The organism is Prolixibacter denitrificans, from assembly GCF_003014495.1.
Lineage (GTDB): Bacteria > Bacteroidota > Bacteroidia > Bacteroidales > Prolixibacteraceae > Prolixibacter > Prolixibacter denitrificans.
In genome coordinates, this window is the sequence record NZ_PYGC01000009.1 from 59,869 (window position 1) to 76,182 (window position 16,314).

Genomic DNA, 16,314 nt, shown 5'->3' on the forward strand with positions numbered 1-16,314 from the left:
TTTTTAAAATTGGACTTTCGGTGCCTGATCGGCTCCTTTGTCAGCCTGGAAATAAGCTTTTTTATCAAATCCCTGGAAATTAGCAATGATGCTTTGCGGGAATTTGCGAATGTAGGTATTGTAATCGCGGGCAACCTCATTGAACCGGCGGCGTTCCACAGCAATCCGGTTTTCAGTTCCCTCCAGCTGTGCCTGCAACCCAAGGAAGTTTTGGTCGGCCTTTAAATTGGGATACCGCTCAACGGTAACCATCAGTCGGCTCAGGGCAGAAGAAAGTCCCTGTTGCGCTTCCTGGAACTTTTGCAGCGAAGCCTGATCGAGATTGTCTGCATTTACACTGACCGATGTAGCCTTGGCACGCGCTTCAATTACCGAAGTAAGCGTCTCCTTTTCATGTTCGGCATATCCTTTTACGGTATTCACCAGGTTAGGAATCAGGTCAGCCCTGCGCTGGTAAACATTTTCAACTTGTGACCATTGAGACGAAACAGCTTCCTGTTTCTCTACCATCCGGTTATTGACACTTACTCCCCATTTAAAAACTCCAAAGAAGATGACGACAATAACAACCAGAACAATAATTCCAACTCTTTTCATGCGTATAATTTCTTATGTTTATCAATTACTACCGACAGGTGCCGGAATGACCACAAGTGAGCATCATTCAGGTTAAGAAGTTCTCTCATTCTGTGTGGATCAAATATTAGTTGAATAATTTCCTACAAGTTAACACAAAATCCAGTCCGTACTAATTGATGTCAGGCGCAATCCACAAACAACATAATAATGAGCACCTTCCGAACAGTCCATCACCTGCCGAATTGGCACATCTATCAAAACAGCCCCTTTCCAAGGCGTTTATTAAACATGCCCTTCCTCATTTTTTAATGTTCCCCCACATTGTAATTTTATTGTCAGAAAATTAAATCGAAAACTATGACCAACGATACATTTGTGAAATCCATAACCGAAGGAATTCCGGATATCCTGCCGGAACCCAAAACGCACGATCCAAATATCAACCATGCTCCAAGGCGGAAACAAATCTTAACCAACGAAGAAAAACAGCTAGCTCTTCGCAATGCATTGCGATATTTTCCAAAAAAACATCATGAAGTGCTTGCTCCGGAATTTGCACAGGAGCTGGAAAACTACGGACGAATCTATATGCACCGTTTTCGGCCGGATATAAAAATGCATGCACATTCCATTGATGATTATCCGGCCAAGTCGAAACAGGCCGCTGCCATCATGCTGATGATTCAGAACAACCTGGATAAAGCTGTGGCACAACATCCGCACGAGTTGATCACCTACGGAGGGAACGGAGCGGTATTCCAAAACTGGGCACAATACCGTCTGACCATGAAGTACCTTTCGGAAATGACGGATGAACAAACGCTGGTGCTCTATTCCGGTCACCCGATGGGCTTATTCCCATCACACAAAGAAGCACCGAGAGTCGTTGTGACAAACGGAATGGTTATCCCGAACTATTCGTCGAAAGACGACTACGAACGTATGAATGCACTTGGCGTTACCCAATACGGACAGATGACGGCTGGTTCGTTCATGTACATTGGTCCGCAGGGAATTGTGCACGGAACAACAATTACCTTAATGAATGCGGCCCGCATGCATTCCGAAGGAGGAATTGCCGGTAAAATATTTATATCATCGGGTCTGGGCGGTATGTCGGGGGCCCAACCCAAAGCTGCCGTTATTGCCGGATGCGTAGGTGTTGTCGCCGAAATCAATCCCAAAGCGGTACAGGTGCGGCACGAGCAAGGCTGGGTCGACGAAGTATTTACCGATCTGGACAAATTGATTCCCCGGATGCTTCAAGCCAGCCGCAACAAAGATGCCGTCTCCATCGCCTACCAGGGAAACGTCGTTGATTTATGGGAACGCCTGGCCAAAGACGGAGTGCCCGTTGAACTTGGCTCTGACCAAACTTCGTTGCACAATCCATACGCCGGAGGTTATTATCCGGTAGGAATGACATTGGAAGAGTCAAACAAAATGATGGCCGAAAATCCGGAGAAATTCAAAGAGGAAGTTCAAAAAACACTGCGCCGCCATGTGGCTGCCATCAATCAAATGACTGCCAATGGCATGTATTTCTGGGATTACGGGAATGCCTTTCTGCTGGAAGCTTCACGTGCCGGAGCAGATGTGATGAAAGACGATACACGTTTCCGCTATCCATCCTACGTGGAAGACATCATGGGCCCGCTTTTCTTCGACTATGGATTTGGTCCCTTCCGGTGGATTTGCACTTCCGGTAAACCGGAAGATTTGGAAAAATCGGATGCCATTGCTGCCGAAGTACTGGAGCGTCTTTCTGCGGAAGCGCCAAAAGAAATCAAATCGCAGATGGAAGACAACCTGCATTGGATTCGGGAAGCAGGAGAAAACAAGCTGGTAGTCGGTTCGCAGGCGCGTATTCTTTACGCCGACTGTGATGGTCGCACACAAATCGCAGCCGCCTTTAACAAAGCCATCCGTAACGGTGAAATTTCCGCTCCGATTGTGCTGGGCCGCGATCATCACGATGTATCGGGAACCGATTCACCTTTCCGCGAAACATCAAATATTTATGACGGTTCCAGCTTTACAGCCGACATGGCCGTTCAAAATGTCATCGGCGATGCATTCCGCGGTGCAACCTGGGTTTCATTGCACAATGGCGGCGGCGTTGGTTGGGGCGAAGTAATCAATGGCGGATTCGGTATGCTGCTCGATGGCTCGGAAGAGTGCGATCGCCGACTAACACAGATGCTTCACTGGGATGTGAATAACGGAATTTCGCGCCGTTCGTGGGCCCGAAATGAACCCGCTATTTTCGCCATCAAGCGCGCCATGGAGCAAAATCCCAACCTAAAAGTGACACTGCCCAATATTGCAGACGATAACCTTATCGAAAAGCAATTCAAGAAATAAATAAGGATAAAAGGAATTTTGAAAGAAGAGCTGTCCGGATGAATGTCCGGTCAGTTTTTTTATCCGATTGAGGGATTTCCGCGGCCCGGTTTATCGTTTTCCGGGGTTATTTCCACTGAGGAACTATTGACGCCGGTAGCTACAACCAATGTAAATGAAAAGGTAGTTCCTCGTCCCAAGTCAGATTCAACGCTGATTTCTCCACCATTCTTCTCGACAAATTCTTTACAAAGAATCAACCCAAGCCCGGAACCTTTTTCACTGTTGGTACCATAGGTAGTAAAGAACTCACGGGAATCAAAAATACGGGAGATATTTTCGGCCGGAATACCCACGCCATTATCTTTAATAGACACGCGATAGTTGTTTCCGGCACGATGTCCGAATATGGTGATTTTTCCTTTTTCAGGAGTAAACTTGACGGCGTTCGATAACAGGTTCCGGATGACCATATTAATCATGTTCCGGTCGCAATATACCATGCAGTCTTCCGTCAGCTGCGAAGTCAGTTCAATATTCTTCTTATCAGCAAAAAAGCGTTGCTGTTCGAGATTAGAATCAACCAATCGACGAATGGAATTGGCATCCTTGAAGATTTTCAGGCCACGCTGGCTTTTCGCCCAGGAAAGAAGGTTTTCGAGCAACTCGTAAGTATTCTCCGAAAGCCGGTACAATTCCTCTTTAATTTGCTCCTGCTCTTCCGGCGGAAAAACATCGGGTTCTTTAATCAACTGGTGGAGCATACTTTTCGATGCCCCTATCGATCCGCGCAGGTCGTGTCCAATAATTGACAACAACTTATCCTTGGTGACATTAAGCTTCTCCAACTCATCCTTTTGCTGCATAATTTGTTCGTTACTTGATTCAAGTAACAAGTTGGATTTCCGTTTGGTAGTGTAGAGTGTTGCAACCAACGCCGAAAATACTGCCAGAACCAAAATGATTCCAAGCATGATATTGAAACGGATGCGCTTTCGCCCCAACTCCAAATCCTTAATAGCGTTATCACGGGTGAGAATCTCAATCTCACTCTGTTTTTGATCCAATTCGTAACGACTCTGGATCTCCGTTATTAACTTGGCTTTGCTTTCATTGAAAGCCGAATCACGAATCGTTGAATAGGTATTGTAGAGTTCAAAAGCACGACGATAGTCTCCGGACAATGCAACCAGCCGCGAAAGTGCAGCATAATTTTTCTCCAACAGGTCAATAATATGCAGCTTCTGAGCGTAATCGATACTTTGCTGAAAATCAGCTCTGGCTTGATCTGACTGATTTCGTGCATCGGCAATCAATCCCATATTATAATAAACGTGCGCCAGTCCTTCGACGTAATTCATGCTTTCGAACTTGGCTTTCGCTTCGAGAATTTTTTGCTCTCCTTCATCAATTCGGTTCAGCTTAATCAATGCTTCCCCCATTCCCAAAATACCGATGCTTTCAAATTGCTTATTGTCAAGCATGATACCAATACCATAACACTGCCGGTAATAATCAATCGCCTTCTCGTAATCTCCGCGATCCTTGTAAATCTCACCAATGTTGTTCAACGGAATGGCCTCGTTCGAGAGTTGGTTTAAGTCGCGATACACGTCCAGCGCTTCATTGTAATACTTGAGTGCTTTGTCAAGGTTTCCCCAATCGTGGTAGGCTACAGCAATGTTGTTCTTGATCCGCGCGACCTGTTCTTTTGTCCCCTTCGTTTCAAAAATTTTCAGGGCCTTCATAAAAAGCTCCATCCCCTTAACATAGTTTCCGGAAGTGGAATACAAACCAGCGAGGTTCGAATCGATTGTTGCGATTTCCAAATCGTCTTTGGGAGACTTTAAATAGGTTAAAGCCTCGTCATACGTATCCATCGCCTTCTTAAAATCGCCAATTTTGTTGTAGTAGGAGCCAAGTGAATTAAGGGAGTTTGTAATAAGCTTTTTATCGTTCAGGTCCTTTCCAATCATCAACCCTTGCTTCAAAAGCGGCAGACATGCTTCGAATTCTCCTTTCAGAAAGTAATTACTTCCCATTGCCACATAAGCAGTACCTTCCTCTTTCCGGTCCTTTCGTTTAATGGCCAGCTGAAGAGCTTGTTCTGCATAATTCTGGGCTTTCTTGGAGTCAATATAGAGGTAGGCAAAAGAAATTTTGTTGAGCAGCTCTGCTTTGTTTTTCTCCGAAACGGAAGAAAGCTTTTGCACAAGACTGTCAACTTCTTCGACACTGGGTTTGGCGCTCAAAATTAGGGGCATACAGACCAATCCCAATAATAGGGTTATATAAACTAACTTACCTCTGGGCACGGTTGGTTAAGCGGGTTTTAAAATTGGTATCAGAACTTTGGGTTTAGATAAACAAATTAAAAAAAATTACTGAGATAAAAAAACATTAATTAAAATATGAACCACCATACGAAACGATATTTACCGGTTATTAATCCTCAAAGAACCGGTAAATTCTGGCCATATCACCTTTTAGTTCATCGAGAGAAAAAGCACGAACTTTTCTAAAAGTTTCTTTTCCCTCGGCAAAGAAGACTACCGTCGGAACGGTGAAAACAGAAAAAGCCGCAGCTAATTCAGGTTCCTGATCCAAACTCACTACCCGAAAAGCAACTTTCGGGAACTCACTCTGTACCATGGCCTCAACTTTCGGCCTCAGCACATGACAAACCGAGCAGTTGGGGCCGGTAAAATACAATAATACCAGTGCTTCGGTTTCCACCAATTCTTCAAAATGCATAAGATCGTAATAATGCTAAAGGGAACATTCCTGTTCCCAAGTTTATGAAATTTGTTTTTGTAACAACACTACAGCCTGCACCGAAATGCTTTCTTCGCGTCCCTCAGGTCCAAGACCTTCCGTGGTTGTCGCTTTCACAGCGACATTGTCTTCATCGATTTCCAGGACCTCTGCAATTTTCTTTTCCATCGAAGGGATGAAAGGCATCAACTTCGGCTTCTGGGCAGCAATAGTTGAATCGATATTGACAATTTCGTATCCCTTTTCCCTCACCAACCGGTATGCTTCCGCCATCAGCACTTTGCTGTCAGCATTCTTATACTTTTCCGATGTATCGGGAAAATGAAAACCAATATCACGCAAACGGGCGGCTCCTAACATGGCATCACTAATGGCATGTAACAAAACGTCGCCATCAGAGTGAGCCACTGTTCCTTTGTTATGAGGAATCCGAACTCCGCCAAGCCATAGCTCCTCTCCTTCAGCTAGCCGATGAACGTCGTAGCCGAGTCCAACACGATAATCCATAAACAACTACCGTTGAGTTTTTTGGAACGCATCCAAATCAAATGACAATGTGAAACGTAACGTATTTTGTAACGGATTGTTTCGTTCAGTCGGAAGAAGGTAAGAGAAATCCAGGGCAAACACATTCATTTTCAGACCTGCACCTGCCGTGAAATATTTTCGGTTACCTTTATTCTGGTTCTCGTAAAAATATCCGGCACGCAAAGCGAACTGCTTATTGTACCAATATTCTGCTCCCAGTGATACCATGACCTCCTGCAGTTCTTCCTTAAAACCACCGGGTGCATCACCAAATGAGGAAAATACAGCACTGATAACGGATTTATCCGAACCATACCCCGGCGTAACTATAATTGTTCCGTTCCCGGAATCAGTTGCCGAAACCGTATCGGCAGGAGTCGGAACCAGCAACTTATTGATATCAGCTGTCAGCGTCAATGAGTTGTACTCATCCAGATCCATAGAGAAAGCGGTACCTAAACGAAGGTTGGCCGGAAGAAACTCTTTCGTTTCTCCCTGATCATACGAAATTTTCGAGCCAACGTTAGAAATATCGATACCAGCAGAAATTTCTCTCCGCTGACGACTGTCTTTCCATGCTGTATGATAATAGAACGACACATCAGTTGCAAATGCGTTCCCCGGAGAATACGTTTCATCGCCCACACCGCCTGACAGGTCGGAACGGATATACCTCAACACAACAGCACCCGACCAGTTATCGGAAAGCTTTCTCGAGTAACCGGCATCGAAAGCAAATTCATTTGGATTTTGGCTGCCCATAGGTTGCCCCTGAGCATCGGTGAGCTGAATGCTACCTAATGAGAAATACCGCAGTGAAGCACTAACAGTCTGCAAATTATCCAAACGATAGTAACCAGCCACATAAGCCAGGTTGATGTCGTCAGCCAAATCGCGCAGCCATGGTGTATAAGAAACTCCGATTCCGAATGAGCTTTCCATGAATGCATACTGCGAAGCATTCCAGTGCTGAGCATTTACATCGGGAGAGGTCGCCACCCCGGCATCCCCCATGGCACCATGCCTCGAATCGGGCGCGATCGTCAGAAAGGGTACGGCCGTTGTAATCGGATTTGCCTTAACATCCTGACCGGTTATGGTTTCCTGCGCTGATACTTTCGCTGTTTCCAGCAACGCGACAATAACAATTAGGCTAACAAGCAGTTTTCTCATAGAAAAAGGTAAAGTAAAAACATTAATGTCCACAAAAATAAGCTTTTGTTTTCAAAATGCATTCCTATACTGGAACGCTTTTCATAATAAAAAATTATCTTAAAACTTATGTTTCTAATGCAAAATCAACATTTTTCCACTCCGGGAAGCTGAAAATCCTTCTGCGGAAGTAGCTGAAAGTTGATAAATGTAGATCCCTTTAGGCAGGAAAATACCGCGCGAAGAAGGATTCCAGGTAATTGGATTACTCGACAATCCATCGGATAATACCGATTTATCCATCCGGTCGACCAAACGTCCCTGCAAATCGTAAATGGAAACGGTAACATCAAACAAATCACCGTATTGGTTATGTTCAAAAACAAAGTGCGTTTCATCCTTCACGGGGTTCGGATAATTATATACTCGGCTTATCTTTAATCCGGTGTTCACCTTAAATTCCACCTCCTTCTCAGAGGAATTATTTAAAACATCCCAGGCCTTTATTTTCAAAGTATGAACACCACTTGACAAGTCGCTGAACTGGTAGTTGATGGTTCCACTGTTATATGAATTCAGGTCGGCCTGAAATAGATCGTTGAGTACGATCAAGTTCTGCTCATCACCATCAAGCGTCGCGGTTAAGTCGTGTCCGATACCCGTTCCTGAAGTGTTGATTCCCATTTCGTCCGCGAGCTTGACAATCAGCAACGGATTCCTTCCCGTTTCATCACCCGAACGAAATTGTTCATTATCGAGATAAACCTCGATATCCGGTCCGGAGGCGTCAGTTATCGTTCCGGTGGAAGCACCACCTATATCAAATTGGTTGTAATACCCGTGACCATCGATGGTTCCGTTGGTAGCATAATAGCGTATCATTCCCTTATCGATACGATAATTGATATCCTTTGGCACGACAAACGAAAAAGTAAAACCACCATCAGTCACCGAGACTTTTCCTTTGTATAGCACATTATTCTGAACAACATAATCAAACGGCGTTTGTCCTGCATTGCCCAATGTCTGCTCGGTCGTTTGCTTATCATAAACTATTGGATATAGATCGCCTTTAAAGTTAGTTAGCCGGTTTCCTCTTATGTCTTGCACCTGGCCAGCTACTTTAATGACGTCCAGCGCATGAACCGTATCGGTCAACTCACTAGCCGGCTGTCCGTTTATCTCCGTGGTTGCAACGTGATATTGCGGATAGGTAAGCCGTAGTGCAGGGTCACCGAGCAACGCAAACTTTCGCGAATTGATAGTCCCGCCATTATCGATTTTCGACAAGCGGATAACATCGCCCATTCGCAGATTTTTCCCGTTTTGATCCTGCTCAAATACGTGATTGAAAAAGCTCTTATTGATCTGATAATTGGCTGAAGAATAAACCAGACGCGTGGTTGAAAACAATGCCACACCACCACCATTCGGATTAAAGAGCACATGTTCTCCTGCCGACTGCTTATTCGTATAATCCCAACGACTGAATTCACAGGTAGCGGTAACAAAAACCGGAAGTTTATTGTAATTGGTCCAGGCATCGATGTCTGGTTTCATCAATACTTTCTCATGAGCCAGTCCCTCCTCATTCGCATGCCCCGTATAGTTCATAATCAAAACGCCACGCTTGACGCGATCGTTAATCGCAGCGGTAACTCCGGGGTAACGTTCGTCAGGTGTTGTTTCCTGTGGATACGCATCAAAATAGATCTTATCAGTGTAAAACGAGGGATAATCGGTGTTCACTTGATCTGCCAAACGCTCAGCATCGCGCATGTGCAGATTTCCATCTTCATCATCAGCAATAAAGCATAATACATTGCGCCATTCACCCAAACCTGCTGTCGATGCATAATGGATAATTTTATCAACCGCAGCTGTTGCCTCAGCTTGCGAGATACAAGGAATCCGACCAACGCCTACATCTACCGCACCATTATATTCTCCTTCTCCATCATCGAGCAATCCGAAATAATCGTCCGACACAAACGACAAGGCAGGATTGATTGAATTTTCCGACTGCCAGGTAGGAATATAATCCGGATTTTCATCCGACACATCGTGTATATTGTCATACGTCCCTTTTCCGAAAAGCAGCACATACTTCAATGGAGTGCCGGAGCTTTTCCGGTAACACGTCCGGATAAAATTCCGGATGGCAGTAACATCTTTTATTCCGGCTGAGAACTCATCGTAAATTTTTTCTACCGGAACAACCGAAACGCTCATTCCGTCCTGTTGCCTGTGAAAGTTGGCCAGCTCATTGGCTTGCGATAGAAATACCTCCGGAGTAATGATGAGCATTTCACCTGCGTCCATTCCATGCAAATCCTGATTGGCAATGTCTTCAACAAACTCAACTCCCGGATAATCAGAAGAAGGATTGAAAGCAACAAATTCTCGCAAACTATCGGTCGAAGCCAGAAAATTCAGATGAGTTCCGTCAAAGGTTGTTTGCATTGCTTTCGGGTTCAACGGGGAACTCACATCCCATACCTTGGTTTGGGAATCGGCTCCCGATAGGCTGAATTCAGCGGTTCGACCTGCTTTTACCGAACGGCTGTCCCGGAAAATCAGCTCACTTCCCGAAAGGACCAAATTCGCCCGCCCCTGCATGCGGACGTAGTTCAGCCAGGTTTGGTCGGTTCCTCCGGCAGAAGATCGCAGAGCCACATTCAACTGTGTGCCAGTGCCATTATATGTAAATTGCTTTTCCTGCAGATCAGCATAGTCAGCACTTTCGTAGGTCTGATATACGCTAAACTGAAAATCGGCGAGCGTTATGCCATTAACCTGCACGGATAAGGAAGAGCCGTCTTTTGTTCTGGCTGCAGCAACCATTTGGAATGACACAGGCTCCGAGGCCACCCGGTTAGGAATGGCAAAACTCAGACTTTGAGAGACTGTTCCGGTCATCGCCGGCCCAAACCACTCACGTCCCGACTCTATCAAATTATTTTCTTCTTTTTCTGAGAAATCGTGATAATCGTATTGTGTCACGATAGTGTCGGCAGTTTTACCGGCTACTGTTTCGGTTGGTATTTGAGGAGCTGCTTGCGCATTTTCCGTTAGGTAAAAAAACGAATAATCGGGGGCAAAAGAATTCAGATGATGCTGATACAAGCCAGTGGATGCATCGTAGGTCCATTTCACTGAGCCCGGCGCATAAAAAAACAGACAATCATCCCCGGCCGTATTTTTTCCCACGTAAAACGGAACCGGAACCAAATCATCAGGAGAGTCGGGACGGTTGACTCGGTCCAGCATGTAAGACAAATTTCCGTATATCTTCACATTGGCTGGCGTCTGAAATCCCATGCTCCTCAATGCGGCATAAGTAATGCTATGTATTCCCTTCCCTGTCGCTTTCACCTTTCTCCACGTACCCGAAGCCAACACGGAATGAGCGGCTACACTTTCCGACAAACTCGCTGCTTTTAATTCCGGCGAGGCAGAATATTTCACACGAAATTGAGAAACATACTGAATGTTTCCTGGTTCCCTGACGAAAGGCGACAACCGTAATTGAAGAAATTTCTTTCCGGAAGCAATCACAACTTTACCCGAAAAAGACAATGTGTCGGGGAAGGTATATTGATTTATCGCTCCCGTATCCGGGACAGAATTCCATTTTTCCACCACGATTTCGGCTTTCACATTCGTGGCATTCACCGGTATCATTTCCGCCCAAAAAGGAATATCGGGCTGCACATCATCAAATTTTGCTCCTGCAAACGTTGGTAAAACAGCATCACTCTTCTTATGCCATGCCAACGTTACATCCAGCTGCTCACCATAGACATGACAGCTGACCAGAAAAATTGATATGAAAAAGAATATTTTATACATTGTGGTCGGGCAAACAGGTATTTAATTAGGCTCCCTGAATTCCAAAACTGACTGAAAAACAGAAATCAATTACAATATCAACGTTTTTTTGGAAAATCAAATATTTATAACAAGACAAAAGAACGCAATTTTCTTCAATCATAACATTTTACATATATATTTGTCGCAATATCATACGACTAGTAAAAAAGTTATTCCCGACAGACAATAAGTGAGGCGGGTTTTCAGTTATATTTGTGTTCACCAAGGAAAAATCACTAACGATTATACACATCATGAGATTGAAATTAATTCCGTTATTGGCGATTAGTCTTCTATTACTTGGCTCCTGTAGTCTCATAAAAAGCAAGGACAAAGGAGTTTCTTCCACTACAGGCTGGGCGTATAACGACCCGGATAACGGTGGTTTTGAATACCAAGCGGGATACCATCAAGCAACAGGTCCGGGATTGGTCTTCATCAAAGGAGGAACCTTCACCATGGGGCGTGTTGAGCAGGATGTTATGTATGATTGGAATAATTCACCAAGAAGAGTAACAGTTGCTTCGTTTTACATGGACGAAACAGAAGTAAGGAATATTGACTGGCGCGAATATTTGTACTGGATAAAAAGGGTATATCCCGATGACAAAGCGAAATACAACAAAGCTCTTCCCGATTCATTGGTATGGAGAAACGAGCTGGCTTACAACGAGCCTTATCTGGAGAACTATTTCCGTCATCCGGCATACAGCAACTATCCGGTAGTAGGAGTAAGCTGGGTACAGGCGACTGCCTATTGTAAATGGAGAACTGACCGCGTTAATGAGCGTATCCTTATTAACGAAGGGGTATTGACAGATGACTTGTCTCAAAAAGGTCAGAACGTATTTACCACCGAGTCCTATTTGAACGGACTGTATCAGGGGGTGGAAGGTGACAATCCTATGAAGGATTATTCAAAAGATGGAGCCACCCGTCGTGTAAAACAATCAGATGGCTTGCTTCTTCCAAACTACCGTCTTCCCACCGAAGCTGAGTGGGAGTACGCTGCACTTGGCTTGATTGGAAATGAAGATGGCGAGTTGTTAACCGACCGTAGAATTTATCCGTGGAATGGAAATCAGATTAGAAACACCCAGAAAAAACACCGCGGAGAAATGATGGCTAACAGTGTGCGGGGCAGAGGTGATATGATGGGTATGGCCGGAGCACTTAATGATGCTTATGACATTACCGCACCGGTAACTGCATTTTGGCCGAATGATTATGGTCTTTACTGCATGGCTGGAAATGTGAATGAATGGGTTCAGGATGTATACCGTCCTTATGGCACGGAAGACGAAGCCGAATTCCAGCCATTCCGTGGAAATGTGTACACAAAATATAAACGAGACGCCGATGGCAACCTGATTCGTGACCAATACGGCCGGCTCGAGGTCGATACGGTTGCTGATGCCAGGAACTTTAGAGACGGTGATTACCAATCGAGAATCGATGATTCGGAAGATTGGAACTCAGAGGCTAATAAAGCTGACAGCACTTCGAAAGACATGTATGAAGCGAATGCCGGACAATTTGCACCGCGTATTACGGACAAAGTCAGAGTTTATAAAGGAGGAAGCTGGAAGGATCGTCCTTATTGGTTGAGCCCGGGAGCCCGCCGTTATATGGATCAGAATAAATCGACTGATGATATTGGTTTCCGCTGTGCGATGACACACGTAGGGAGTCCTAGCAACGGAGATTAATTTTAAAATATTACCAATTGAAAACCTCAGCATTTTTGTCTGAGGTTTTTTTATTTTTAGGCCATGACTAAAGAAGAACTTTATCAGCTATTTCTATCGCATCCAAACGTTTCGACTGATAGTCGGAATATCAAAGAAGGATGCCTTTTTTTTGCCCTAAAAGGAGACAACTTCAACGGCAACCAATTTGCAGGCAACGCAATTGAACAAGGCGCGGCCTACGCCATTGTTGACGAAAAAGAATATGTGACAGATTCGCGTATCGTCTACGTAGCAAATGTGCTGGAAAGCCTTCAGGAGTTAGCGCGTCATCATCGTCAACTCTTGAATTTGCCAATTTTGGCCATCACCGGCTCGAACGGTAAAACCACAACCAAGGAATTAACCGCTGCTGTACTCTCAAAGAAATTTAATCTCATATTCACGCAAGGCAACCTGAACAACCACATCGGAGTACCATTAACCCTGCTCTCGATGACCAGGGAAACGGAACTCGGGATTGTGGAAATGGGAGCCAATCATCCGGGCGAAATTGCGATACTTTCTGAAATCGCTCTTCCGAATTATGGCCTGATCACGAACGTAGGAAAAGCTCACATCGAAGGATTCGGCTCGTTCGAAGGGGTAAAAAAAACCAAGGCTGAGCTCTACCGTTTTGTCGAGCGGACCGGCGGAAAGATATTCATCAATCAAGCCAATCCCCATCTCAGGGAAATGGCCCGGGAAACACCGAATATTCCATATACGACAAATAAAGACCTACCCGGCCTGCAAGGCGAATTAGTCGAAGCCAACCCGTTTATGGTCTGTAAAATTAAATTCCCGAAAGGATGGCTCTATATCAAAACCAAGCTCATCGGTGGTTACAACCTCGAGAATGCGCTGGCAGCTGCCACTGTTGGTAGTTTCTTCGGAATTGATCCACTGAAAATTAAAGAAGCACTGGAGAGTTATGTTCCGGCCAACAACCGGTCACAATTCATCGAAAGCAATAGCAACAAGCTCCAACTCGACGCATACAACGCCAATCCGTCGAGCATGCAGGTAGCACTCGACACTTTTCAGCATATTAATAATAGTCCCAAGGGAGTTATTCTGGGCGACATGCTGGAACTGGGAACAACTTCAGCAGAAGAACACCAAAAGGTGGTCGACAGGATAGCCGCGAATGAACCCGATTTTGTTCTTTTGGTCGGACCGGAATTTTCCAAATGCCAGTTGCCTGACTCGTTCCAATCTTTTCGAACAACGGAAGAAGCCAAGAGCTATTTGGAGACGACAAAACCTTCAGGCTTTTACCTGCTGATAAAAGGTTCCCGGGGAATGAAATTGGAATCGTTGGTAGAAAAATTATAGGCGGGCCGAATCAAATTCAACCCGCCTTCAATAAAATTGTCAATATCAGGAATATTAATTCTCTACTTTCAATACATCCGAAATGGCCTGCTTGAAAGTGTCTTTTGGCAATGCTCCCATCGCCATTTGCGGTTGTTCGTTTACCGGAACGAAAAGCAAGGACGGAATACTCTGAATACCAAACATTCCAGCCAGTTCCTGTTCTGCTTCAGTATCAATTTTATATATCACCAACTTGTCGCCGTACTCTTCCTGAAGCTCTTCCAGTATAGGTGCAACAATCTTACATGGCTGACACCAGTCTGCGTAAAAATCAATAATACAGGGAGTATCGCCTTCATATTTCCATTCTTGATTTTCTTCAAAGTTGAATACTTTCGCTTTGAATGTGTCTTTAGTTAAATGTTCAAGCATAGATTACAATTTTCATGATAAGTTATTCAAAAGGTCAACAAATGAATATCTCTCATTGTTCCCTTCCGGGACAAAGAAAGGCAAGTTCGGCGAAAACTACTATTTTTGTCAACAATTTGAGAATTAGCAATTAATCATAAATAGCTCCATATGCCTGATCGGCAGAATTTTAAATCAAAACTAACGCACAGAGTATTTAGTAGCATTGCCGAAATTTCGGACGAGCAAAACCTGGAAACCTACGTCATTGGAGGTTTCGTGAGAGACTTGTTGCTCGACCGGAAACGGGAAAACTACGATATAGATATTGTCACGGTAGGCAGTGGCATTTCGCTGGCACGCGACGTGGCGAAAGCGATCAATCCCAAGCTCAATGTTTCAGTATTCAAGAATTTCGGAACCGCCATGTTCAAATTCGATAATATTGATTTTGAATTTGTCGGTGCCCGGAAAGAGTCATACCGAAGCGACAGCCGCAAACCCATAGTGGAAGACGGCACTCTGGAAGACGACCAGAAACGACGCGATTTTACCATTAACGCTTTGGCGCTTTCGCTGAATAAGGACCGCTTCGGAGAACTACTCGATCCGTTTGGCGGGTTGGATGATCTCGACAACAAAATCATCCGCACACCGCTGGAGCCGGGAATCACTTTTTCCGACGATCCGCTTCGCATGATGAGGGCTATTCGTTTCGCCACCCAGCTGGGATTCCATATCGAGGAAAAAACACTGGAGGCAATTACCGAGCAGGCCGACCGGATTGAAATCGTGTCGATGGAGCGAATTGTGGACGAGCTGAACAAAATCATTCTGTCAGCCAAACCATCCGTCGGTTTCAAATTATTGGATAAAACCGGCTTGTTGCCCATTATTTTCCCGGAGTTTGTCAAACTGAAAGGCCGCGAGACAAAGAAAGGCATCAGTCACAAAGACAACTTCTACCACACTCTTGAAGTCCTCGACCGCATCTGCCCCAACACCGACAATCTGTGGCTTCGTTGGTCAGCCATTCTACACGACATTGCCAAGCCGGCGACTAAACGCTTTGTCGATGGCCAGGGCTGGACATTTCATGCCCACAATTTCATTGGCTCGAAAATGATCCCCGCCCTTTTTAAAAGGCTAAAGCTTCCGCTGAATGAAAAGATGAAGTATGTGCAAAAGATGGTTTTGCTGCACATGCGTCCAATTGTTCTGTCCGAAGAAGAGGTAACCGACTCGGCTGTCAGGCGACTACTATTTGATGCCGGCGACGACATTGAAGACCTGATGACTTTGTGTGAAGCTGATATTACTTCGAAAAATGCTGACAAGGTTAAGCGGTACATGCACAACTTCCGAATTGTCCGACAAAAATTGCAGGACCTGGAAGAGCGTGATGCCATTCGCAATTTTCAGCCTCCTGTTTCTGGAGAAGTTATCATGGAAACATTCGGTTTGAGTCCGAGTCGGGAAGTCGGCGAACTGAAAGCCGCTATCAAAGAAGCCATTCTGGACGGAATTATTCACAACAACTACGAGGAAGCTTTTCAGTTTATGATTGAAAAGGCTGAAGAAATGGGATTAAAACCGGTGAAATAAG

Annotated in this window: 11 protein-coding genes; 4 read left to right on the forward strand and 7 right to left on the reverse strand. The window is 44.9% G+C overall.

The window, feature by feature from the left end; translation table 11 throughout:
• Positions 1 to 3: 3 nt before the first annotated feature.
• Positions 4 to 597, reverse strand: a complete 594-nt coding sequence (locus CLV93_RS15525; RefSeq protein ID WP_106543130.1) for a LemA family protein — start codon at positions 595 to 597, stop codon at positions 4 to 6.
• 339 nt (positions 598 to 936) lie between these two features.
• On the opposite strand from CLV93_RS15525, the gene CLV93_RS15530 reads away from it, so the two are divergent.
• The gene (locus CLV93_RS15530; protein ID WP_106543131.1) at positions 937 to 2,943 is read left to right on the forward strand and encodes a urocanate hydratase; all 2,007 of its coding nucleotides are present in this window, start codon (positions 937 to 939) and stop codon (positions 2,941 to 2,943) included.
• A 59-nt stretch (positions 2,944 to 3,002) separates the two neighbouring features.
• Here CLV93_RS15530 and CLV93_RS15535 read toward each other — a convergent pair whose 3' ends face one another.
• From CLV93_RS15535 to porU, 5 genes are all read right to left on the reverse strand, one after another.
• Complete coding sequence (locus CLV93_RS15535; RefSeq protein ID WP_106543132.1) at positions 3,003 to 5,186, reverse strand: ATP-binding protein; 2,184 nt, start codon at positions 5,184 to 5,186, stop codon at positions 3,003 to 3,005.
• A gap of 181 nt (positions 5,187 to 5,367) precedes the next feature.
• Positions 5,368 to 5,676, reverse strand: coding sequence for a thioredoxin family protein (locus tag CLV93_RS15540; RefSeq protein ID WP_106543133.1), 309 nt, complete (start codon positions 5,674 to 5,676; stop codon positions 5,368 to 5,370).
• A gap of 42 nt (positions 5,677 to 5,718) precedes the next feature.
• Complete coding sequence (gene ispF, locus CLV93_RS15545) at positions 5,719 to 6,204, reverse strand: 2-C-methyl-D-erythritol 2,4-cyclodiphosphate synthase (RefSeq protein WP_106543134.1); 486 nt, start codon at positions 6,202 to 6,204, stop codon at positions 5,719 to 5,721.
• Positions 6,205 to 6,210: 6 nt separating this feature from the next.
• Positions 6,211 to 7,398, reverse strand: coding sequence for a type IX secretion system outer membrane channel protein PorV (porV, locus tag CLV93_RS15550; RefSeq protein WP_106543209.1), 1,188 nt, complete (start codon positions 7,396 to 7,398; stop codon positions 6,211 to 6,213).
• 114 nt (positions 7,399 to 7,512) lie between these two features.
• The gene (gene porU, locus CLV93_RS15555) at positions 7,513 to 11,229 is read right to left on the reverse strand and encodes a type IX secretion system sortase PorU (protein WP_106543135.1); all 3,717 of its coding nucleotides are present in this window, start codon (positions 11,227 to 11,229) and stop codon (positions 7,513 to 7,515) included.
• A 275-nt stretch (positions 11,230 to 11,504) separates the two neighbouring features.
• Here porU and CLV93_RS15560 point away from each other — a divergent pair, with 275 nt between their 5' ends.
• Together CLV93_RS15560 and CLV93_RS15565 are read left to right on the forward strand one after the other, a co-directional pair.
• Positions 11,505 to 12,959: an SUMF1/EgtB/PvdO family nonheme iron enzyme gene (locus tag CLV93_RS15560; RefSeq protein WP_174821584.1), complete on the forward strand. Its 1,455-nt coding sequence runs from the start codon at positions 11,505 to 11,507 to the stop codon at positions 12,957 to 12,959.
• A gap of 63 nt (positions 12,960 to 13,022) precedes the next feature.
• Positions 13,023 to 14,315 carry a UDP-N-acetylmuramoyl-tripeptide--D-alanyl-D-alanine ligase gene (locus tag CLV93_RS15565; RefSeq protein ID WP_106543136.1) on the forward strand — a complete coding sequence of 431 codons (1,293 nt, stop codon included), beginning with the start codon at positions 13,023 to 13,025 and terminating at the stop codon, positions 14,313 to 14,315.
• Positions 14,316 to 14,369: 54 nt separating this feature from the next.
• Here CLV93_RS15565 and trxA read toward each other — a convergent pair whose 3' ends face one another.
• Positions 14,370 to 14,729: a thioredoxin gene (trxA, locus tag CLV93_RS15570; protein ID WP_106543137.1), complete on the reverse strand. Its 360-nt coding sequence runs from the start codon at positions 14,727 to 14,729 to the stop codon at positions 14,370 to 14,372.
• Positions 14,730 to 14,879: 150 nt separating this feature from the next.
• Here trxA and CLV93_RS15575 point away from each other — a divergent pair, with 150 nt between their 5' ends.
• Positions 14,880 to 16,313, forward strand: coding sequence for a CCA tRNA nucleotidyltransferase (locus tag CLV93_RS15575; RefSeq protein ID WP_106543138.1), 1,434 nt, complete (start codon positions 14,880 to 14,882; stop codon positions 16,311 to 16,313).
• Position 16,314: the final 1 nt, after the last annotated feature.